20 protein-coding genes are annotated in these 20,394 nt (G+C 58.3%); 18 read left to right on the top strand and 2 right to left on the bottom strand.

Annotated features, from left to right (window positions below; genetic code table 11):
* Positions 1-340: 340 nt before the first annotated feature.
* From fliL to flhB, 8 genes are all read left to right on the top strand, one after another.
* Positions 341-841 carry a flagellar basal body-associated protein FliL gene (gene fliL, locus KW839_RS19105; RefSeq protein WP_218425181.1) on the top strand — a complete coding sequence of 167 codons (501 nt, stop codon included), beginning with the start codon at positions 341-343 and terminating at the stop codon, positions 839-841.
* Positions 842-850: 9 nt separating this feature from the next.
* Positions 851-1,819, top strand: coding sequence for a flagellar motor switch protein FliM (gene fliM, locus KW839_RS19100; protein WP_060541413.1), 969 nt, complete (start codon positions 851-853; stop codon positions 1,817-1,819).
* A 66-nt stretch (positions 1,820-1,885) separates the two neighbouring features.
* Positions 1,886-2,341 (top strand): flagellar motor switch protein FliN, encoded by a 456-nt coding sequence (gene fliN, locus KW839_RS19095; protein WP_060541414.1) that lies wholly within the window; start codon positions 1,886-1,888, stop codon positions 2,339-2,341.
* Positions 2,342-2,791 carry a flagellar biosynthetic protein FliO gene (gene fliO / locus KW839_RS19090; RefSeq protein ID WP_060541415.1) on the top strand — a complete coding sequence of 150 codons (450 nt, stop codon included), beginning with the start codon at positions 2,342-2,344 and terminating at the stop codon, positions 2,789-2,791.
* Positions 2,791-3,549 carry a flagellar type III secretion system pore protein FliP gene (gene fliP, locus KW839_RS19085; RefSeq protein WP_060541416.1) on the top strand — a complete coding sequence of 253 codons (759 nt, stop codon included), beginning with the start codon at positions 2,791-2,793 and terminating at the stop codon, positions 3,547-3,549. Before fliO ends, fliP begins: the two co-directional genes overlap by 1 nt.
* Positions 3,546-3,815: a flagellar biosynthesis protein FliQ gene (gene fliQ, locus KW839_RS19080; protein WP_060541417.1), complete on the top strand. Its 270-nt coding sequence runs from the start codon at positions 3,546-3,548 to the stop codon at positions 3,813-3,815. The genes fliP and fliQ overlap by 4 nt, the downstream gene beginning before the upstream one ends.
* Positions 3,816-3,818: 3 nt before the next feature.
* Positions 3,819-4,601, top strand: coding sequence for a flagellar biosynthetic protein FliR (fliR, locus tag KW839_RS19075; RefSeq protein WP_060541418.1), 783 nt, complete (start codon positions 3,819-3,821; stop codon positions 4,599-4,601).
* Between the two features lie 3 nt (positions 4,602-4,604).
* Positions 4,605-5,744, top strand: coding sequence for a flagellar biosynthesis protein FlhB (gene flhB, locus KW839_RS19070; protein ID WP_060541419.1), 1,140 nt, complete (start codon positions 4,605-4,607; stop codon positions 5,742-5,744).
* Positions 5,745-5,936: 192 nt separating this feature from the next.
* Here flhB and KW839_RS19065 read toward each other — a convergent pair whose 3' ends face one another.
* Positions 5,937-6,977 (bottom strand): RHS repeat-associated core domain-containing protein, encoded by a 1,041-nt coding sequence (locus KW839_RS19065; RefSeq protein WP_218425180.1) that lies wholly within the window; start codon positions 6,975-6,977, stop codon positions 5,937-5,939.
* Between the two features lie 274 nt (positions 6,978-7,251).
* Between KW839_RS19065 and KW839_RS19060 the strand changes: the two genes are divergently transcribed.
* Entirely contained in the window at positions 7,252-8,322 is a 1,071-nt protein-coding gene (locus tag KW839_RS19060; RefSeq protein ID WP_218425179.1) for an RHS repeat-associated core domain-containing protein, read from the top strand.
* An 82-nt stretch (positions 8,323-8,404) separates the two neighbouring features.
* Here KW839_RS19060 and KW839_RS19055 read toward each other — a convergent pair whose 3' ends face one another.
* A complete protein-coding gene (locus tag KW839_RS19055) occupies positions 8,405-9,451 on the bottom strand; it encodes an RHS repeat-associated core domain-containing protein (RefSeq protein ID WP_218425178.1) in 1,047 nt (348 codons plus the stop codon).
* Between the two features lie 223 nt (positions 9,452-9,674).
* Here KW839_RS19055 and flhA point away from each other — a divergent pair, with 223 nt between their 5' ends.
* The 9 genes from flhA (at position 9,675) to KW839_RS19010 (ending at position 20,388) form a co-directional block, all read left to right on the top strand.
* A complete protein-coding gene (gene flhA, locus KW839_RS19050; protein WP_060541421.1) occupies positions 9,675-11,804 on the top strand; it encodes a flagellar biosynthesis protein FlhA in 2,130 nt (709 codons plus the stop codon).
* A gap of 11 nt (positions 11,805-11,815) precedes the next feature.
* Entirely contained in the window at positions 11,816-13,141 is a 1,326-nt protein-coding gene (gene flhF / locus KW839_RS19045) for a flagellar biosynthesis protein FlhF (RefSeq protein WP_060541422.1), read from the top strand.
* A gap of 116 nt (positions 13,142-13,257) precedes the next feature.
* Positions 13,258-14,088: a flagellar synthesis regulator FleN gene (fleN, locus tag KW839_RS19040; RefSeq protein WP_060541423.1), complete on the top strand. Its 831-nt coding sequence runs from the start codon at positions 13,258-13,260 to the stop codon at positions 14,086-14,088.
* Positions 14,085-14,825 (top strand): RNA polymerase sigma factor FliA, encoded by a 741-nt coding sequence (gene fliA / locus KW839_RS19035; protein ID WP_007894214.1) that lies wholly within the window; start codon positions 14,085-14,087, stop codon positions 14,823-14,825. Before fleN ends, fliA begins: the two co-directional genes overlap by 4 nt.
* 167 nt (positions 14,826-14,992) lie before the next feature.
* Entirely contained in the window at positions 14,993-15,364 is a 372-nt protein-coding gene (locus tag KW839_RS19030; protein ID WP_003183998.1) for a chemotaxis response regulator CheY, read from the top strand.
* Between the two features lie 21 nt (positions 15,365-15,385).
* Entirely contained in the window at positions 15,386-16,174 is a 789-nt protein-coding gene (locus KW839_RS19025; RefSeq protein ID WP_218425177.1) for a protein phosphatase CheZ, read from the top strand.
* Between the two features lie 47 nt (positions 16,175-16,221).
* The gene (locus KW839_RS19020) at positions 16,222-18,468 is read left to right on the top strand and encodes a chemotaxis protein CheA (protein WP_218425176.1); all 2,247 of its coding nucleotides are present in this window, start codon (positions 16,222-16,224) and stop codon (positions 18,466-18,468) included.
* 49 nt (positions 18,469-18,517) lie between these two features.
* Positions 18,518-19,648: a chemotaxis response regulator protein-glutamate methylesterase gene (locus KW839_RS19015; protein WP_218425175.1), complete on the top strand. Its 1,131-nt coding sequence runs from the start codon at positions 18,518-18,520 to the stop codon at positions 19,646-19,648.
* Positions 19,648-20,388 carry a flagellar motor protein gene (locus KW839_RS19010; protein ID WP_060541427.1) on the top strand — a complete coding sequence of 247 codons (741 nt, stop codon included), beginning with the start codon at positions 19,648-19,650 and terminating at the stop codon, positions 20,386-20,388. Before KW839_RS19015 ends, KW839_RS19010 begins: the two co-directional genes overlap by 1 nt.
* Positions 20,389-20,394 lie beyond the last annotated feature (6 nt).

The following is a 20,394-nucleotide window of genomic DNA, read 5'->3' as shown; positions in this document are numbered from 1 at the left end:
CCCACAGGTAATGCTGTTCACTTAAGCGGGGCAATACACCTTGTGGCGAGGGGGCTTGCCCCCGTTCGGCTGCGAAGCAGTCGCAAAACCATTACACGCGGTGTACCTGATACACCTCGGTGGCAGGTTTTGGGGCCGCTCTGCGGCCCAACGGGGGCAAGCCCCCTCGCCACAAAGGTGTGACCTGGCTTAAGTGAACAGTATTGCGCTCCCACAGGGGGTTTATGTGTCATCCACACTACATTTCTCCAGCACTTCTTCCCTAGGGCGCTTCTGGCATAACACTTGCTCTTGCCTTGCCGTGCGACTGTGAAAACCCGAATAGTGACGGATTATTGGCATGGCGAAGAGCGACGCAGTAGTAAAAGAACCCGCAACCAAAGGCAGGCTCAAGCTGATCATCTTGATGGTAGTGGCGTTGCTGCTCGCGGTCGGTTTGTCCGTGGGTGCGACCTGGTACTTCATGCACAGCGCCCAGAGCAAGCCCGCCAGCGCCGAGGCCGAAACTCCACTCGGCAAGCAGCCAGCGATTTTCGAGGCGATTGCCCCGGCCTTCGTCGCCAATTTCAACCAGAACGGCCGCCAGCGCTACCTGCAAGTGAGCATCACCATGCTCGCCCGCAACCCGGTCGATCTGGAGGCGCTCAAGGTTCACATGCCGGTGATCCGCAATAACCTGGTCATGCTGTTCTCCGGCCAGGATTTCGCGACCCTCGCCTCGCCGGTCGGCCAGGAAATGCTGCGCCAGAAAGCCACGGCCAGCGTCCAGGAAGTGGCGCAGAAAGAGGTCGGCAAAGTGGTCATCGAACAGTTGCTTTTCACTAATTTCGTACTGCAGTAGGAACACGACATGGCCGTGCAGGACCTGCTGTCCCAGGATGAGATCGATGCGCTGTTGCATGGCGTCGACGATGGTCTGGTACAGACCGAAAACGCTGCCGAACCCGGCACTGTCAAAAGCTATGACCTGACCAGTCAGGATCGCATCGTCCGTGGACGCATGCCGACCCTGGAGATGATCAACGAGCGTTTCGCCCGCTATACCCGCATCAGCATGTTCAACATGCTGCGCCGTTCGGCAGATGTGGCGGTAGGTGGCGTTCAGGTGATGAAGTTTGGCGAATACGTGCACTCGCTGTACGTGCCGACCAGCCTCAATCTGGTCAAGATCAAGCCGTTGCGCGGCACCGCGCTGTTCATCCTCGACGCCAAGCTGGTGTTCAAGCTGGTGGACAACTTCTTCGGTGGCGATGGCCGTCACGCAAAAATCGAAGGGCGTGAATTCACGCCGACCGAACTGCGCGTAGTGCGCATGGTGCTGGAGCAGGCTTTCATCGATTTGAAGGAGGCCTGGCAGGCGATCATGGAAGTGAACTTCGAGTACATCAACTCGGAAGTGAACCCGGCCATGGCCAACATCGTCGGCCCGAGCGAAGCGGTCGTGGTGTCGACCTTCCACATCGAGCTCGATGGCGGTGGCGGCGACCTGCACGTGACCATGCCGTACTCGATGATCGAGCCGGTGCGCGAAATGCTCGATGCCGGCTTCCAGTCGGACCTCGATGACCAGGACGAGCGCTGGGTCAACGCGCTGCGCCAGGACGTTCTGGATGTCGACGTACCGATTGGTGCCACGGTCGCCCGTCGCCAGTTGCGCCTGCGGGACATTCTGCACATGCAGCCGGGGGATGTGATCCCGGTTGAGATGCCCGAAGAAATGATCATGCGCGCCAACGGCGTGCCGGCCTTCAAGGTCAAGATGGGTTCGCACAAAGGCAACCTCGCGTTGCAGGTGATCGAGCCGATCGAGCGCCGTTGAAGCAGTGCCCCAATCCTATTTTATTGACTGCTTCTAATTGAACAGTTGCCCCGCCGAGGACAAGTGATGGCTAACGACATGAATACCCAGGACGACCAGGCGCTGGCCGATGAGTGGGCTGCGGCCCTGGAAGAAACCGGAGATGCCCAGGTCGATATCGATGCTTTGCTGGCAGCCGATACCGCCTCGTCGGCGAACAACCGCCTGCCAATGGAAGAGTTCGGCGGCGTGCCGAAGAGCAACGAGCCGGTCAGCCTGCAAGGGCCGAACCTGGACGTGATCCTTGATATCCCGGTGTCGATTTCCATGGAAGTCGGCAGCACCGACATCAACATCCGCAACCTGCTGCAACTGAACCAGGGCTCGGTGATCGAGCTCGATCGCCTGGCCGGTGAGCCGCTGGACGTGCTGGTCAACGGCACGCTCATCGCCCATGGCGAGGTGGTGGTGGTCAACGAGAAGTTCGGCATTCGCCTGACCGACGTGATCAGCCCAAGCGAACGCATCAAGAAGCTGCGCTGAGTGAAAAAGCTTCTCGCAGTCTTGTTGGGGGCCGTGTTGGCGTTGCCGGTATGTGTGCTGGCGGCTGAGACCGTTGCCACGACCGCCGCTGCGCCGGTGGCCAGTAGTGGCGTGGCCGGACAGTTGACGCAACTGGTGTTCGGTTTGCTGTTGGTGCTGGGGCTGATCTTTTTCCTCGCCTGGCTGCTGCGCAGGGTTCAGCAGGCGGGACCGGCCGGTAAAGGCCAGGTGATCGAATTGATCGGCTCGCGTGCGCTGGGCCCCCGCGACCGGTTGATGCTGGTGCAAGTGGGCAACGAGCAGATTCTGCTCGGCCTGAGCCCTGGCACCATCACCGCATTGCATGTGCTCAAGGAGCCGGTGCAGGTGCCGAGCAGCGAGAAAGCGACGCCGGAGTTTGCCCAGCGTCTGATGGACATTCTGGGCAAAGATCAGAAGGATAAGAAGTAATGGGTGCGTTACGTGTCGTCCTGACACTGGTCCTGATGCTGGCCGCGCCGCTGGCGCTGGCAGCCGACCCGCTGTCGATCCCGGCGATTACGCTGGGCACCAATGCCCAGGGCGCGCAGGAATACTCGGTCAGCCTGCAGATTTTGCTGATCATGACCGCGCTGAGCTTCATTCCAGCCTTCGTCATGTTGATGACCAGTTTCACCCGGATCATCATCGTCTTCTCAATCCTGCGCCAGGCCCTTGGCTTGCAGCAGACCCCTTCGAACCAGATCCTCACCGGCATGGCGCTGTTCCTGACCCTGTTCATCATGGCGCCGGTGTTCGACCGGGTGAACCAGGATGCCTTGCAGCCGTATCTGGCGGAGAAACTCACGGCCCAGGACGCCGTGGCCAAGGCTCAGGTGCCGATCAAGGATTTCATGCTCGCCCAGACGCGTACCAGTGACCTGGAGTTGTTCATGCGCCTGTCCAAGCGCACGGACATTGCCACGCCGGATCAGGCGCCATTGACCATCCTGGTGCCGGCCTTTGTCACCTCCGAGCTGAAAACCGCCTTCCAGATCGGTTTCATGATCTTCATCCCCTTCCTGATTATCGACCTGGTCGTTGCCAGTGTGTTGATGGCCATGGGTATGATGATGCTCTCGCCGCTGATCATTTCCCTGCCGTTCAAGATCATGCTGTTCGTGCTGGTGGATGGCTGGGCGTTGATCATCGGCACGCTGGCCAGTAGCTTCGGTGGTGTCTCGCCATGACCCCTGAAGTCGCGGTCGACATCTTCCGTGAAGCGCTGTGGCTGACCACCATGATGGTGGCGGTGCTGGTGATCCCGAGCCTGCTGATCGGCCTGCTGGTGGCGATGTTCCAGGCCGCCACCCAGATCAACGAACAGACCCTGAGCTTCCTGCCGCGTCTGCTGGTCATGCTGGTGACCCTGATCGTTGCCGGCCCGTGGCTGGTACAGACTTTCATGGAATACATCGTGCAGCTGTACGGCAGCATTCCTCAGGTCATCGGCTAAGCCATGTCGCTGCTTCAGCTGACCGATACGCAGATCAGCACCTGGGTGGCGACGTTCATGTTGCCACTGTTTCGCGTCGGCTCCCTGCTGATGGTCATGCCGGTATTCGGCACAACCCTGGTGCCCGTGCGGGTACGTCTCTATTTCGCGCTGGCCATTACCCTGGTGATCTCGCCTGGCCTGCCGCCCATGCCGCCGGTGAATGCGCTGGACCTGAGCGGGCTGATGCTGATTGCCGAGCAGATCCTCATCGGCGCGATCCTGGGGTTTTCCTTGCAGTTGCTCTTCCAGGCCTTCGTGGTCGCCGGGCAAATTGTCGCGATTCAGATGGGCATGGGCTTCGCTTCCATGGTCGACCCTACCAACGGTGTGTCGGTGGCGGTGATCGGGCAGTTCCTCACCATGCTGGTGACGCTGCTGTTCCTGTCGATGAATGGCCATCTGGTGGTGTTCGAAGTGCTCACCGAAAGCTTCACCACCTTGCCGGTCGGCAGCGGCTTGATGGTCAATCACTTCTGGGAGCTGGCCGGCAAGCTTGGCTGGGTGCTTGGCGCCGCGCTGATGCTGGTGCTGCCAGCGGTGACCGCGTTGCTGGTGGTCAACATTGCCTTTGGCGTGATGACCCGGGCGGCGCCTCAACTCAATATTTTCTCCATCGGCTTTCCGCTGACCCTGGTATTGGGGTTGTTCATTTTCTGGGTTGGCCTGGCGGACATCCTCAATCAGTATCAACCGCTGGCCGCAGAGGCCCTGCAGTTTTTACGCGAACTGGCAAAGGCGCGCTGAGTCATGGCTGAGAGCGAGAGCGGTCAGGACAAAACAGAAGACCCCACGGACAAAAAGAAAAAGGACGCCCGTGAGAAGGGTGAGATTGCCCGTTCCAAGGAGCTCAACACCCTGGCGGTCATGCTCGCCGGCGCGGGCGCGCTGCTGGTGTTCGGCGGCGCACTGGCCCAGGACATGATGGAGCTCATGCGCCTGAATTTCTCGTTGTCTCGCGAAGTCATTCTGGATGAGCGCTCCATGGGCACTTACCTGCTGCATTCGGGGCAGATTGCCTTGCTGGCCATTCAGCCGGTGATGATTCCCTTGTTGCTGGCGGCGCTGATCGGGCCTATCGCACTGGGTGGCTGGCTGTTCTCGGCGGGCACCATGGCCCCCAAATTCAGCCGTATGAACCCCGGCCCCGGCCTGAAACGGATGTTTTCGGCCAAGGCGCTGGTGGAACTGCTCAAGGCATTGGCGAAGTTTTTCATCGTGTTGTTCGTGGCCCTGGCAGTCTTGTCCTCAGACATCGATGACCTGCTGCGCATCGCCCATGAGCCTTTGGAGCTGGCGGTCATTCACAGCCTGCAGCTGGTGGGCTGGAGCACCTTGTGGATGGCCTGCGGGCTGATCATCATCGCCGCCGTGGATGTGCCGGTGCAGCTGTGGGAAAGCCACAAGAAACTGCTGATGACCAAGCAGGAAGTGCGCGACGAACACAAGGATCAGGAAGGGCGACCGGAGGTCAAGCAACGGATCCGCCAGTTGCAGCGCGAGATGTCCCAGCGGCGGATGATGGCGGCGATTCCCGAGGCTGACGTGGTCATCACCAACCCGACCCACTACGCCGTGGCCCTCAAGTACGACCCGGACAAGAGCGGGGCGCCCATGCTGATCGCCAAGGGCAGCGACTTCCTGGCCCTGAAGATTCGTGAGATTGCGGCGGCCAACGAGATCCTGCTGCTGGAATCGCCGGCGCTGGCGCGGTCGATTTATTACTCGACCGAGCTTGAGCAGGAAATCCCTGGCGGGCTCTATCTGGCGGTGGCGCAGGTGCTGGCTTACGTCTATCAGATTCGCCAGTACCGCGCGGGCAAGGGCAAGCGTCCGGATCCGTTGAAGGATGATTTGCCGATCCCACCGGATCTGCGGCGCGATTCCTGATAGGCCCACCGCTAGTCAGGCAACACACAGAAACCAGCGAGCAGGCCCGCTCCCGCAGGTTCAGTTCCTCTCTTGAAGCTGTCCCTGGCCCTGTGGAGCGATGAGATTCATCGACAGTTCTCCAGGCATGATGATCTGCAGAGTCACCATATTTTCAAACAAATCCACCACTTATTTATATTATTTCTTAATTTAAGCGAAGTACTTCTTTCTAATTGCAATGGCTTGATCTTGTATTGTCTTGCTATTTGGGTTTCTAATGCTCATAAGTTTGAGTTTGTAGCTTTTTATTTTGTCAGCGGATGGGCTTGGTTTATCTGGTATTACTTCAATTCTGTCTGCCAAGTCGCGCAGCTTTTTCTCAGAATAATCCAGGAAACCATTCTTAAGGGTCGGTTCATCTTTTATATATTCAAGGAAATTTCGCTGTTTAACCTCACTGTCGGAGAGGTTGGTTCTTTGAAGAGCATTGAGATCTTTAAGGTATTGTTCATTTTGTAGAGGGGCGTGAGATGATTCCATGAGTAGCACTCTGTATTCTTCGAATGCCTCGACAGCTTTCTCCGGGGTTGGGTCTCCGATGATTTTGGAATATATTTTTTCGTCGGATAGGGATGAGTCAACCTTCTTGTGCAGTCTTGCAACGTAAATTCTAGCCTTTCTTTGGCTGGATAGGAGTGATTTTAGTGCGGTGATTGGGTCCGTGCCATTTGGGTCGCTACGATTGATTGGATCCCCCATGCAGTAAGCATATGAATTTAGCCCTCCCTTGCCAAACGGACTCAAACTGTCCGGACTATTAAATCGCATCAAAAACGGATTAAACGCCCGATACCCATTTCCCAATAAATAATGTCCGGTCACCGGGTCCGGCCGTTCGCCGTTGAAGCCGAGCAGGCTGAGTATTCCGCTCGCAAAGGGACGATGGCCATAAGGCAAATACGCAATGGATTGTCGTGGGTGATTGCCCTTGAGCGTTTGCAGCACCGAACGCTGCAGGTCGGTAGCCAGTAGTGAGGTGTCGATTGCGCCAGCCTCGTTTTGTTGCTGCGCTAACAACTGGTCACCGTGTTGGACGATCGAACAGTGCATCGCACCTTGTATCTCGGTCACCAGCCTGCTTTTGCAGTAGAAACGATGGCGTGCAGGGGTGTTCAGCAGTGTTTGGCTGATGAGTCGATCAAGGGGGTCATGGCCATAACGACAAAGCAGGGGTGGCGGTTGCGATGGCATGGTGAGTGCTCCGAGGGCCAAAATACTGGCACTCAGTATTGATCGGTGCGGTGGAGTTGGGTACTAGCAGAACTAATAGTCTTGCCGTTGCAGACTTGTTCGATTATCTGCTTCACCGACGACCAGAATGCGGGCCGATTTATTTTCTCTTAAATAAATCTGTCTCCATTTCCGCACATTTCCAGGTCAAAATACTAACAGTTCTGATAGTAGGCAACGACTGAAAAAAGAAAGATGCTCAAGGCTCGTATTTGGATCATGCACGGAGCAGTCAATGCCTACCTCAACTCGTGGTACCCCATTGGGCAGATATCGGTACGACGCGCTTGATCGTCAGGTCGAATGCACACCCTTTCAACAGGCTGCCATACAGAGCTATTACTGCCAGAAGCGCCTGAGCAGCGAAATACAATCCGCAGTACAACGCAGTCTTGTGCAGTTCGACGACCAGCTATTGGCGCAACAGCAGTACGAGGGCGGGAAGGTTGTCGCCACGCTGCTGGCGACGGACCAACAACGTTCGGTGTTGCACGCGCTCGACGCAAATCGGCTGTATCCCTTTGCTTACACACCTTACGGCCATCGACTTGGTGGTGTCAGTTTGCCCAGTATTCCTGGCTTCAATGGTGAGCGGCCGGACCCTGTGACCAGGCATTATCATTTGGGTAACGGCTATCGCCAGTTCAACCCGGTGCTGATGCTGTTTAACAGTCCGGACAGTATGAGTCCGTTTGGGAAGGGGGGCTTCAACGCGTATTCGTACTGTGGCGCAGATCCAATCAATCGGAGTGACCCGACTGGGCACTCTGCCCTGTTTGTCCTGCTGCTGGGTGGGGTTAGTGTTGCTGCGGCTGGCGTGGTGACTTCTGTGGTGGGGACGGTTATTGACAATCCAACTGTCAAAACGGTTGGGTGGATCGCCGCAGCGTTTGGTGTCGCTGCGGCGACGATAGGGCTGTTTCGTGGGCCAGTCAGATCTCTTGGCATCAGTAGTGCCGGGAACCGTCCCCTCCGGGAATCTCGTTCCAACAGTTTTGCAGGGAGCGGTCCACCCCCTCCGTATGATGTGGCTCTATTTATGCCAAAACCTGATTACAGTCACTTAAATGTTTCCTCTGTCGTGTCTACTTCTCTTCAGGCAGGTCCACAAGTTACGATCAATGCGAACCCCCGTTCCGTAAAGCTTTCCAATGGTCCCACTGTTGGTCAAAGCGCTATACCACCATTATCGCCTAGGGGTACAGATTTAAATAGTGCTCGTCTCAGTGCCACTAATATCAATAGTGCTTCATCTTCACGCAGCAATAGTTTTAGCAGCGGCGACGTAAAATTTATCCGCAAGTAGCGAGGGCGTGTGCGCGCCGTAAGTCAGAACGAAGACAGCAGAACAGAAAGGGCGCAGCAGGAAGGGGATCAACGAGCCCCATTTATCCAAGGGGTTTAATATTTCGAAGCGCGTGATCTCGTATGTATTGTGCTCTTCTGATTATTGTCTTGCCTGCTGCTTCACTCATAATTTTTTTGTGATGTTCTGATCCGTTACCTTGGGCTTGATGATGAAAGTAACTTAAACTATCGTCGAAGAAATCGGTGCGTAATGTTTCCTGACCTTGCGCATTAGTCATTGTTATGGGAGCTTTTGGGTTTGGGATACCATTTTTGTCGAATGGAATTCCCTCATTTTTATGCTCGAAATATCGGGCTGTGGAAAGTTTTTCCGCTGCTGTAAATCTTAACGGCTTGATATCGCCAGAAATTTTTCCGACTTTATTCAATTGGCCGCTTTCATTTATTAATGTCTCGATTTCATCGAGGGCTTGCGTCTTGGCGGTCTCTCTTTTATGGAACATTTTTTTAGGTATTTTTGATAGTCTTTTTTGTATTTTATTTACAATGGCTTTATATGAATAGTTCGTGATGGCAGTCCTGAATGGATGCGGGGCGTGCCCATTTTGATCGTGATGGTTGATCGGATCCCCTAGACAATATGCATATGAGTTCAATTCCCCACTCCCAAACGGACTCCAACTGTCCGGACTATTAAATCGCATCAACACCGGATTAAACGCCCGATACCCATTCCCTAGCAAATAACATCCCGTCACGGGATCCGGCCGTTCGCCGTTGAAACCGAGCAGGCTGAGTAACCCGTTTTCACCGGGCCGGCATCCGTAGGGCGAGTAGGCAATGGGTTGTCGTGGATGATTGGTTTTGACCACCTGCAGCACCGAACGCTGCTGATCGGTGGCCAGTAGCGTGGTATCGAGGGCATTACCTTCGCGTTGCTGTTGCGCCAGGAGCTGGTCACCATGCTGGAAGATCGAATAGCGCATCGCACCCTGTATCTCGGTGGCCAGTCGGCTTGTGCAGTAAAATCGCTGGCGCTCAAGGGTGTTCACCAGCGTGTGACTGGTGAGTCGATCAAGAGGGTCGTAGCCATAACGGCAAATCAGGGTGGTAGGTTGTGATCGCATGGTGAGTGCTCCGAGGGGCCGAAGTGCTGGTGTTCAGTATTGAGCGTTGAGTTGGGGTTGGGTACTAGCAGAACTGATAGTCTCGCCGCCGAAGGCTGCGATCTTTTTTTCTGCAAAAAACCTCCATTTCAACCTCCCGCCAAAGTTGGAAGGCTTCTTGCAGTAGCCGCCCTGCGCCCGCTTCAGGCGTCAAAAGTTTGCTTTAAAGGAACGGGGAATACCGGTGGATCGCTCTCAGTTAATCAACACAGCCCGCACGAACGTTGCCGATTTGAGTCGTGGCAATCTGGGCGTGCCGTTGTTGCTGCTGGTCATGCTGGCGATGATGATGTTGCCGGTGCCGCCGTTCCTGCTGGACGTGTTCTTCACGTTCAACATTGCCCTGTCCATTGTCGTGCTGCTGGTCTGCGTGTACGCCTTGCGTCCGCTGGATTTCGCCGTGTTCCCGACCATTCTGCTGGTGGCGACGTTGCTGCGGCTGGCGTTGAACGTGGCCTCCACGCGAGTGGTGATGCTCCACGGGCAGGACGGCCACGCCGCCGCGGGCAAGGTGATCCAGGCTTTCGGTGAGGTAGTCATCGGCGGCAACTACGTGGTGGGTATCGTGGTCTTCGCGATCCTGATGATCATCAACTTCGTCGTGGTGACCAAGGGTGCCGGGCGGATTTCCGAGGTAAGCGCGCGTTTTACCCTCGATGCGATGCCCGGCAAGCAGATGGCGATCGACGCCGACCTCAACGCCGGATTGATCGATCAGGCCCAGGCCAAGGCCCGTCGCTCGGAAGTCGCCCAGGAGGCCGAGTTCTACGGTTCGATGGACGGTGCCAGCAAGTTCGTTCGCGGTGACGCCATCGCCGGCCTGTTGATTCTGTTCATCAACCTGATTGGTGGCATGGCGGTCGGGATTTTCCAGCACGGCATGAGCTTCGGTGATGCCGGCCGGGTGTACGCGCTGCTGACCATCGGTGACGGTTTGGTGGCGCAATTGCCATCACTGTTGTTATCGACAGCGGCGGCGATCATGGTGACCCGTGCTTCCGGCTCGGAAGACATGGGCAAACAGATCAATCGGCAGATGTTCGCCTCGCCCAAGGCGCTGGCAGTGGCGGCCGGCCTGATGGCCGTCATGGGCCTGGTGCCCGGCATGCCGCATTTCTCCTTCCTGACCATGGCCGCCCTCGCAGCCGGTGGCGCTTACCTGTTCTGGAAAAAGCAGAATGCGGTGAAGGTTCAGGCACTGCAGGAGGTCAAGCGCCAGCAGGAGCTGCTGCCATCACCGGCCCGCGCCATGGAAACCAAGGAGCTTGGCTGGGACGACGTCACGCCGATCGACATGATTGGCCTGGAAGTCGGTTACCGCCTGATTCCGCTGGTGGACCGCAACCAGGGCGGCCAGTTGCTGGCGCGGATCAAGGGGGTGCGCAAGAAGCTGTCCCAGGATCTGGGCTTTTTGATGCCGACCGTGCACATCCGTGACAACCTCGACCTGGCGCCAAGCGCCTATCGCCTGACTTTGATGGGGGTGATTCTCGCTGAAGCAGAGATTTACCCTGACCGCGAATTGGCCATCAACCCGGGGCAAGTCTACGGTTCGCTCAATGGCATAACCGCCAAAGATCCGGCTTTTGGCCTGGAGGCGGTCTGGATCGAAATCAGTCAGCGCGCCCAAGCGCAATCCCTCGGTTACACCGTGGTCGACGCCAGCACGGTCGTGGCCACCCACTTGAACCAGATTCTGTACAAGCACTCCAGTGAACTGATCGGTCACGAAGAAGTGCAGCAACTCATGCAATTGCTGGCAAAAAGCTCGCCAAAACTCGCCGAAGAGCTGGTTCCGGGTGTGGTTTCGCTGTCGCAACTGCTCAAGGTTCTGCAGGCGTTGCTGGCCGAGCAGGTGCCGGTGCGCGACATTCGCAGCATTGCCGAAGCCATCGCTAACAACGCCGCCAAGAGTCAAGATACTGCCGCTTTGGTGGCCGCCGTGCGCGTCGGCGTGTCCCGTGCAATCGTGCAAAGCATTGTAGGCACTGACTCCGAGCTGCCTGTGATCACCCTGGAGCCAAGGTTGGAACAAATATTGCTCAATAGTCTGCAGAAGGCAGGGCAGGGCTCAGAAGAGGGTGTTCTGCTGGAGCCGAGCATGGCTGAAAAGCTGCAGCGCTCGTTGATCGATGCGGCACAGCGTCAGGAGATGCAAGGTCAGCCGGTGATTCTGCTGGTAGCCGGTCCGGTTCGCGCGATGCTCTCGCGATTCGGCCGACTGGCAGTCCCGGGTTTGCATGTGTTGGCTTACCAGGAAATTCCTGACAACAAGCAAGTGACCATCGTTGCGACAGTAGGCCCCAACGGCTGAGGTAGTGGTTTATGCAAGTTAAGCGTTTTTTCGCCGCCGATATGCGTCAGGCCATGAAGCTGGTTCGTGATGAGCTGGGCGCTGATGCCGCCATCATTGGCAACCGCCGGATCGCCGGTGGTGTCGAGCTGACGGCTGCGCTCGACTACAAATTGTCGGCGCTGGCGCCTCGTGTTCCGAACATGGAACTCGAAGACGAGCTGCGCAAGACCCAGTCGCGGATCGTCACCGCCCAGGCCGAACTGAGCCTGCGTGGCGAAGGCGAGAGCGACAATGCAACCAATCGCCAGTTGTTCGCCGGCCTGCCCCTGACAGCCGCCGAGCCGCTGATCGAACCGACCCTGGCCGAGCCGCGGCGTCCCGCTCCGGCCCCGGCTGCGGCGGCAGGTGTCGATCCTCGTGCGCTCGACTCCATGCGTTTTGAACTCAACAGCCTGCGCGAACTGATGGAAGTCCAGCTCGGCTCCCTGGCCTGGAATCAACTGCAAGGCAGCCGTCCGGATCAGGCCAACCTCTGGCGTCGCCTGCAACGTATCGGCCTGTCCGGCCCGTTGTCACGCGACCTGCTGGGGCTGATTACGGATATCGAGGAGCCGCGTCAGGCCTGGCGCATGTTGCTGGCGCATCTGGCGCGGATGATCGTTACCCCGGAAGTCGAACCTCTGGAAGAGGGCGGTGTGATCGCCATGGTGGGTCCTGCCGGCATGGGCAAGACCACCACCCTGGCCAAGCTGGCGGCGCGTTATGTGCTCAAGTACGGCGCGCAGAACATCGCGCTGGTCAGCATGGACAGTTTCCGCATCGGTGCCCAGGAGCAGCTCAAGACCCTCGGACGCATCCTCAATGTGTCGGTGACCCACGTCGATCCGGGCCAATCCCTGGTGCAGGCGCTGGAGCCGTTGCTGCGCAAACGGGTGGTGTTGATCGATACCGCCGGCCTGCAGGCCAGCGATCCGGCGTTGCGCATGCAGCTCGAAAGTCTGGCCGGTCGCGGCATCCGTTCAAAAAATTATCTGGTTCTGGCAACCACCAGCCAGAAACAGGTTCTAACTGCCGCTTATCACAGTTACAAGCGCTGTGGGCTTGCTGGCTGCATTCTGACTAAACTGGATGAGACGGCGAGCCTGGGCGAGGTGTTGAGCCTGGCGATCGGCCATGAGCTGCCGGTGGCTTACCTGACTGATGGACCGCGGATCCCGGATGATTTGCATCTGCCCCGTCGTCACCAGTTGGTCAGCCGCGCCGTCAGTGTGCAAATGCAGGAAGAGCCCAGCGAAGAAGCCATGGCTGACATGTTCGCTGATATCTACCACAGTCCGACCAAGCAGGTTGGCTGAGGTAATAATGAATAGATTTTGTACCTACATCGATGGTCTGCCATGCATTGTTCCGTTTGCGAACGCGCAGCCAGTAATGTGGCCTCCGTCTATGCAAGACAAGGTAGTGAAATAACATGGGCAGCATGCATCCTGTACAGGTGATCGCGGTGACCGGCGGCAAAGGTGGCGTCGGGAAAACTAACGTGTCAGTGAACTTGTCCCTGGCTTTGGCTGAACTTGGCCGGCGCGTCATGTTGCTGGACGCCGACCTGGGCCTGGCGAACGTTGACGTCCTGCTGGGGCTGACACCCAAACGTACCCTGGCCGACGTGATCGAAGGCCGCTGCGAACTGCGCGATGTACTGCTGCAGGGCCCCGGCGGCATCCGTATCGTCCCGGCCGCATCCGGCACTCAGAGCATGGTGCATCTGAGCCCCGCGCAACACGCCGGCCTGATTCAGGCCTTCAGTGATATCGGCGACAACCTCGATGTACTGGTGATCGACACCGCTGCGGGCATTGGTGAGTCGGTGGTCAGTTTCGTTCGCGCAGCCCAGGAAGTGTTGCTGGTGGTCTGCGACGAACCGACCTCGATCACCGACGCCTACGCCTTGATCAAGTTGCTCAATCGCGACTACGGCATGAACCGCTTCCGCGTCCTGGCCAACATGGCCCAAAGTCCGCAGGAAGGGCGCAACCTGTTCGCCAAGTTGACCAAGGTCACCGATCGCTTCCTCGACGTTGCCTTGCAATACGTCGGCGCGGTGCCCTACGACGAAAGCGTGCGCAAGGCCGTGCAGAAGCAGCGAGCGGTCTACGAAGCGTTCCCGCGTTCCAAGTGTTCGCTGGCGTTCAAAGCGATCGCGCAGAAGGTCGATGCCTGGCCGCTGCCTGCCAACCCCCGTGGGCATCTTGAGTTTTTTGTCGAGCGTCTGGTGCAGCAAACCGCAGGTCCGGTTCTATGACAGCCAGCGGTTACAACCTTTACAAGAAGTCGGCGCGTGACGCGCAGTACGAGCTGATCGAGCGTTACGCGCCGCTGGTCAAACGCATTGCTTACCACTTGCTGGCGCGTCTGCCGGCCAGTGTCCAGGTCGAAGACCTGATCCAGGCCGGGATGATCGGCCTGCTCGAAGTTTCAACCAAATACGACGCCAGCAAAGGCGCGAGCTTCGAAACGTACGCGGGCATTCGAATCCGCGGCGCGATGCTCGATGAAGTGCGCAAGGGGGACTGGGCGCCACGTTCGGTCCATCGCAATACCCGCATGGTCAGCGACGCAATTCGCTCGATTGAAGCTAAAACCGGCCGTGACGCTAAAGATCACGAGGTTGCGGCCGAACTCCAATTGAGTCTCGACGATTATTACGGGATTTTGAACGACACCCTGGGCAGCCGGTTATTCAGTTTCGACGATCTGTTGCAGGACGGCGAACACGAAGGGCTGCACGAGGATGGCGCGAGTGCTCATCTGGAGCCGTCACGCGATCTGGAAGATGAACGCTTCCAGGCAGCGCTGGCGGACGCGATTGCCAATTTGCCGGAGCGTGAGCGACTGGTGTTGGCGCTGTACTACGACGAAGAACTGAACCTCAAGGAAATCGGAGAGGTCCTGGGGGTCAGCGAATCTCGGGTCAGCCAGTTACACAGCCAGTGCGCGGCCCGTTTGCGGGGGCGTTTGGGGGAGTGGCGAGCGCGCTGAAGGCAGTGTGGGGACACTGCGAACGAGACTGGTGCGGATTTGAACGGCACCGGTCGCGATCTGTTGTGCTCCAGACAGTCATCGAGTGCTTTGCCGGATTGATTGAAATGGCGCGTCCAGGTGCTGGGCGCGTTTAAGACTGCTTGGAGGTCGAATTGGACAAGAACATGAAAATCCTCATCGTTGATGACTTCTCAACGATGCGGCGGATCATCAAGAACCTGCTGCGTGACCTTGGGTTCACCAACACCGTCGAGGCCGACGATGGCACCACTGCCATTCCGGTGCTCAACAGCGGAAGTATCGACTTTCTGGTAACGGACTGGAACATGCCTGGCATGACCGGTATCGATCTGTTGCGTCACGTGCGCGCCGATGAAAAGCTCAAGCACTTGCCGGTGCTGATGGTGACCGCTGAAGCCAAGCGCGAGCAGATCATCGAAGCGGCCCAGGCCGGCGTCAACGGCTATGTGGTCAAACCCTTCACGGCCCAAGCGTTGAAAGAAAAAATCGAGAAGATTTTCGAACGCATCGGTTGATGAGCGCGCCACGGGGGAGCTATGGGCAATAACGAGTCTTCATTGGGCGATTTTGAATCGACCCTGAAAAAACACGCCGTCGAACTGGTCGCGAGCCTTGAGAAAGGCAAGTTCGGCGAAGCGGTGCAATTGATCCATGAGCTCAACCAGACCCGTGACCGCGGCCTGTATCAGGAAGTGGGCAAGCTCACCCGCGAACTGCATAGCGCCATCGTCAATTTCCAGATTGACCCGAACATGCCGCAGGCCAAGGAGGTCTCGCAGATCACCGACGCCACCGAGCGTCTGGGTTATGTGGTCAAGCTGACCGAGGCCGCAGCCAACCGCACCATGGATCTGGTGGAAAGCGCCACGCCACTGGTCAACAGCCTGGCTGATGAAGCCCAGGCCTTGAGCACCGACTGGGGACGCTTCATGCGCCGTGAAGTCGGGGCTGAGGAGTTCCGTGCATTGGCGCGGCGAGTCGATGGCTTCCTGGCGCGCAGCTGCACGGACAATCGTGCGGTGTCGAGCAACCTGAATGACATCCTGCTTGCTCAGGACTATCAGGACCTCACCGGTCAGGTGATCAAACGTGTGACCGCACTGGTCACCGAAGTTGAAAGCAACCTGCTCAAGCTCGTGCTCATGGCCAGCCAGGTGGACCGCTTTGCGGGCATCGAGCATGACCGTGAAGCGATGCTTGCCGAAAAAGATCCACAAAAACATCTCTCTCAGGGTGAAGGTCCGCAGATTCATGCCGATAAAAGAGAAGACGTTGTGTCCGGTCAGGACGATGTGGACGATTTGCTATCCAGCCTAGGGTTTTGAAATTTTAGGTTTTTTAGGTTTTTAGACCTGTTAGGAGCACCCCATACATGAGCTTCGGCGCCGATGAAGAGATCCTTCAGGATTTCCTGGTGGAGGCTGGCGAGATTCTGGAGCAGCTGTCCGAACAGCTGGTCGAGCTGGAAAGCCGACCTGATGATGCTGACTTGCTCAATGCAATTTTTCGCGGTTTCCACACTGTAAAGGGGGGCGCCGGGTTCCTCCAGCTCAACGAACTGGTGGAGTGCTGCCACATCGCCGAGAACGTGTTCGACATCCTGCGCAAGGGTGAGCGTCGCGTCGACTCGGAACTGATGGATGTGGTTCTCGAAGCGCTGGACGCGGTCAACGGCATGTTCAGCGAAGTCCGCGAGCGCAGTCCGATCACCGCTGCCACACCACAATTGCTTGCGGCACTGGCCCGCCTGGCCGAGCCGCAATCGGCTGACGAAGTGGCTGCTGTCACTGCAGTTGTTGAAACGCCTTTGGCTGAAGCCGAAACGGGCGATATCACCGACAATGAATTCGAACAACTGCTGGACTCGCTGAACGCCGTCAAGGCTCAGGCCGAGGCGCCGGCACCTGTTCCTGCGCCGGTCAGCGCCGCTGCCGGCAGCGATGAAATCACCGATGCCGAGTTCGAGTCGTTGCTCGATCAACTGCACGGCAAGGGCCAGTTTGCCGTTGATGCGCTGGTCCCGACTGCGGCATCGCCAGAGGCGCCGAAAGCGGCGGGCGACAGTTCCGATATTACTGACGACGAATTTGAAGCACTGCTGGACCAGTTGCATGGCAAGGGTAATTTTGCTGTCGAGGCCCTGGAGTCGGCCATTGCTGCGGTGCCTGCACCCGCGGCGCCGACTGCAGCGGCGGCCGGCAGCGATCTGATTTCCGATCACGAGTTCGAAGCGCTGCTCGACGAATTGCACGGCAAAGGCAAATTCAGCGAAGTCGGTACCGCCACGGCGGTGGATGGCGGCAATGCCGCCGTTGCGACTTCCGTCGTTAAGGCCGTGGCAGCCAAACCGGTTGCCAAGGCGCCCGAAGCAAAAGTGCCAGCGCCTGCCGCTGCACCGGCTCCAGCTCGTGCCGCCGCTGCGGCGCCAGTGGAAAAGCCAGCCAGCGAAGCCGAGACCACCGTACGCGTGGATACCGCGCGACTCGACGAAATCATGAACATGGTCGGCGAGTTGGTGCTGGTGCGTAACCGTCTGGTTCGCCTGGGTGCCAACAGTGCCGATGAGGCCATGTCCAAGGCCGTATCGAACCTCGACGTGGTCACGGCCGACCTGCAGACCGCGGTGATGAAGACCCGGATGCAACCGATCAAGAAGGTTTTCGGGCGCTTCCCGCGGCTGGTTCGCGACCTGGCTCGCCAGCTCAAGAAAGAGATCAACCTGGAGCTGGTGGGCGAAGAAACCGACCTCGACAAGAACCTCGTCGAGGCCCTGGCCGACCCGCTGGTGCACTTGGTGCGCAACGCGGTCGACCACGGCATCGAGTCACCGGAAGAACGCGAAGCCTCGGGCAAATCCCGGGGTGGCAAGGTGATCCTGGCGGCAGAACAGGAAGGCGATCACATCCTGTTGTCGATCTCCGATGACGGCAAGGGCATGGACCCGAACGTCCTGCGCTCCATCGCAGTCAAGCGCGGAGTGATGGACAAGGATGCCGCCGACCGACTGAGCGACACCGAGTGCTACAACCTGATTTTCGCCCCGGGCTTTTCGACCAAGACCGAGATCTCCGACGTGTCCGGGCGTGGCGTGGGCATGGACGTGGTGAAAACCAAGATCTCCCAGCTCAACGGTTCGATCAACATCTACTCGGCCAAGGGCCAGGGTTCGAAGATCGTCATCAAGGTGCCGTTGACCCTGGCGATCATGCCGACGCTGATGGTCATGCTAGGCAACCAGGCGTTTGCGTTCCCGCTGGTGAACGTCAACGAGATTTTTCACCTCGACCTGTCGACCACCAACGTGGTGGACGGCCAGGAAGTGGTGATCGTGCGGGACAAGGCACTGCCATTGTTCTACCTCAAGCGCTGGCTGGTCAGATCCGCCGCTCACGAAGAGCAGCGTGAAGGCCATGTGGTGATCCTTTCGGTGGGCACCCAGCGGATCGGCTTTGTCGTCGATCAGCTGGTGGGCCAGGAAGAGGTGGTCATCAAGCCTTTGGGCAAGATGCTCCAGGGAACCCCGGGCATGTCTGGCGCCACCATTACCGGTGACGGCCGCATCGCGCTGATTCTCGACGTACCGAGCATGCTCAAGCGTTACGCCACACGGCGTATTTGATTCTGGTGGAGCGGGGCGACTGAGCCTCGCTCTGTCTAACGGAGTGTTTATGGCAGTCAAGGTCCTGGTGGTGGACGATTCGGGGTTTTTCCGCCGCCGCGTCTCGGAAATTCTTTCGGCGGATTCGAACATCCAGGTCGTCGGCACGGCGACCAACGGCAAAGATGCGATCGACCAGGCGCTGGCGCTCAAGCCCGACGTGATCACCATGGACTACGAAATGCCAATGATGGACGGCATCACGGCAGTGCGGCATATCATGCAGCGCTGCCCGACGCCGGTCCTGATGTTTTCCTCGCTGACCCACGAAGGTGCTCGCGTCACCCTTGATGCTCTGGACGCCGGTGCGGTGGACTTCCTGCCGAAGAATTTCGAAGACATTTCGCGCAACCCCGAGAAGGTCAAGCAACTGTTGTGCGAGAAGATTCTCAGCATCTCGCGCAGTAACCGTCCTGTCCGCTCCTACAGCGCCCCGGCTCCTGTCGCTGCACCTGCCCCGACAACTGCGTCTTCGAGCATCGGCAGCTATGCCAGCAACGCGCCCGTGCGACCGGCCCCGGCTCCGATCCCGGCCCGTGTGCCAGCCGCCAGTCATTCATCACCGGCACCCAAGCGTAAAGCCTACAAACTGGTTGCCATCGGTACCTCCACCGGCGGCCCGGTTGCCCTGCAGCGCGTCCTGACCCAGTTGCCGGCCAGCTTCCCGGCGCCGATCGTGCTGGTTCAGCACATGCCGGCGGCCTTCACCAAGGCGTTTGCCGAGCGTCTGGACAAACTCTGCCATATCAGCGTCAAGGAAGCCGAAGACGGCGACATTCTGCGTCCGGGCCTGGCGCTGTTGGCACCGGGCGGCAAGCAATTGATGATCGACGGCCGGGGCGCGGTGAAAATCCTCCCGGGCGACGACCGACTCAACTACAAGCCGTGCGTGGACATCACCTTCGGTTCCGCGGCCAAGTCGTACGGCGACAAAGTTCTGGCGGTGGTGCTGACCGGCATGGGCGCCGACGGTCGCGAAGGCGCTCGCCTGCTCAAGCAGGCTGGCAGTGCTGTATGGGCCCAGGACGAAGCAAGTTGTGTGATCTATGGCATGCCGATGGCCATCGTCAAAGCTGAACTCGCCGACGCGGTGTACAGCCTGGACGACATTGGCAGGCATTTGGCCGAGGCGTGTATCTAATGGATGTTCTAAGCCTGATTGGCATCATCATGGCGTTCGTCGCCATCATCGGCGGTAACTATCTCGAAGGCGGCCACCTCGGCGCACTGGCCAACGGCCCGGCTGCGCTGATCGTGCTCGGCGGGACCATTGGTGCGGCATTGCTGCAATCGCCGATGAGCGCGTTCAAGCGCGCCATGCAGATTCTGGCGTGGATTCTGTTCCCGCCCCGTGTCGATCTGGCCGGTGGCATCGATCGCGTGGTGAACTGGAGCCTGACCGCCCGTAAGGAAGGCTTGCTCGGCCTTGAAGGTGTAGCGGATGCCGAGCCCGACAGCTACGCGCGCAAAGGCCTGCAACTGCTGGTTGACGGTGCCGAGCCGGAAGCGATCCGCAGTATTCTGGAGGTTGATTTCTACACCCAGGAAAGCCGCGATATCGAAGCTGCCAAAGTCTTCGAGAGTATGGGCGGCTACGCGCCGACCATCGGTATTATCGGCGCGGTGATGGGCCTGATTCACGTCATGGGCAACCTGGGCGATCCGTCACAATTGGGTAACGGCATTGCCGTGGCCTTCGTCGCTACCATCTACGGTGTAGCCAGTGCCAACCTGGTGCTGCTGCCCATCGCCGCCAAGCTCAAATCCATCGCTTTGCGCCAGTCACGTTATCGCGAAATGTTGCTGGAAGGGATCCTGTCGATCGCCGAAGGTGAAAACCCTCGCTCCATTGAGTTGAAGCTCCAGGGCTTCATGGATTAAGGGATA

Source organism: Pseudomonas sp. PDM31 (assembly GCF_019218965.1).
GTDB lineage: Bacteria > Pseudomonadota > Gammaproteobacteria > Pseudomonadales > Pseudomonadaceae > Aquipseudomonas.
The sequence above is the reverse complement of the archived record's forward strand: the minus strand, read 5'-3'. Positions and strand labels throughout refer to the sequence as shown.

Excerpts from the sequence above, each read along its gene's own strand:
- fliL (WP_218425181.1), top strand. The coding sequence starts at position 341 with ATGGCGAAGAGCGACGCAGTAGTAAAAGAACCCGCAACCAAAGGCAGG.
- KW839_RS19055 (WP_218425178.1), bottom strand. The coding sequence starts at position 9,451 with ATGCGATCACAACCTACCACCCTGATTTGCCGTTATGGCTACGACCCT.
- KW839_RS19065 (WP_218425180.1), bottom strand. The coding sequence starts at position 6,977 with ATGCCATCGCAACCGCCACCCCTGCTTTGTCGTTATGGCCATGACCCC.
- KW839_RS19015 (WP_218425175.1), top strand. The coding sequence starts at position 18,518 with ATGGCAGTCAAGGTCCTGGTGGTGGACGATTCGGGGTTTTTCCGCCGC.
- KW839_RS19025 (WP_218425177.1), top strand. The coding sequence starts at position 15,386 with ATGGGCAATAACGAGTCTTCATTGGGCGATTTTGAATCGACCCTGAAA.
- flhB (WP_060541419.1), top strand. The coding sequence starts at position 4,605 with ATGGCTGAGAGCGAGAGCGGTCAGGACAAAACAGAAGACCCCACGGAC.
- KW839_RS19030 (WP_003183998.1), top strand. The coding sequence starts at position 14,993 with ATGAAAATCCTCATCGTTGATGACTTCTCAACGATGCGGCGGATCATC.
- KW839_RS19010 (WP_060541427.1), top strand. The coding sequence starts at position 19,648 with ATGGATGTTCTAAGCCTGATTGGCATCATCATGGCGTTCGTCGCCATC.
- fliA (WP_007894214.1), top strand. The coding sequence starts at position 14,085 with ATGACAGCCAGCGGTTACAACCTTTACAAGAAGTCGGCGCGTGACGCG.
- fliQ (WP_060541417.1), top strand. The coding sequence starts at position 3,546 with ATGACCCCTGAAGTCGCGGTCGACATCTTCCGTGAAGCGCTGTGGCTG.
- flhF (WP_060541422.1), top strand. The coding sequence starts at position 11,816 with ATGCAAGTTAAGCGTTTTTTCGCCGCCGATATGCGTCAGGCCATGAAG.
- fleN (WP_060541423.1), top strand. The coding sequence starts at position 13,258 with ATGGGCAGCATGCATCCTGTACAGGTGATCGCGGTGACCGGCGGCAAA.
- fliP (WP_060541416.1), top strand. The coding sequence starts at position 2,791 with ATGGGTGCGTTACGTGTCGTCCTGACACTGGTCCTGATGCTGGCCGCG.
- KW839_RS19020 (WP_218425176.1), top strand. The coding sequence starts at position 16,222 with ATGAGCTTCGGCGCCGATGAAGAGATCCTTCAGGATTTCCTGGTGGAG.
- fliM (WP_060541413.1), top strand. The coding sequence starts at position 851 with ATGGCCGTGCAGGACCTGCTGTCCCAGGATGAGATCGATGCGCTGTTG.
- KW839_RS19060 (WP_218425179.1), top strand. The coding sequence starts at position 7,252 with ATGCCTACCTCAACTCGTGGTACCCCATTGGGCAGATATCGGTACGAC.
- fliR (WP_060541418.1), top strand. The coding sequence starts at position 3,819 with ATGTCGCTGCTTCAGCTGACCGATACGCAGATCAGCACCTGGGTGGCG.
- fliN (WP_060541414.1), top strand. The coding sequence starts at position 1,886 with ATGGCTAACGACATGAATACCCAGGACGACCAGGCGCTGGCCGATGAG.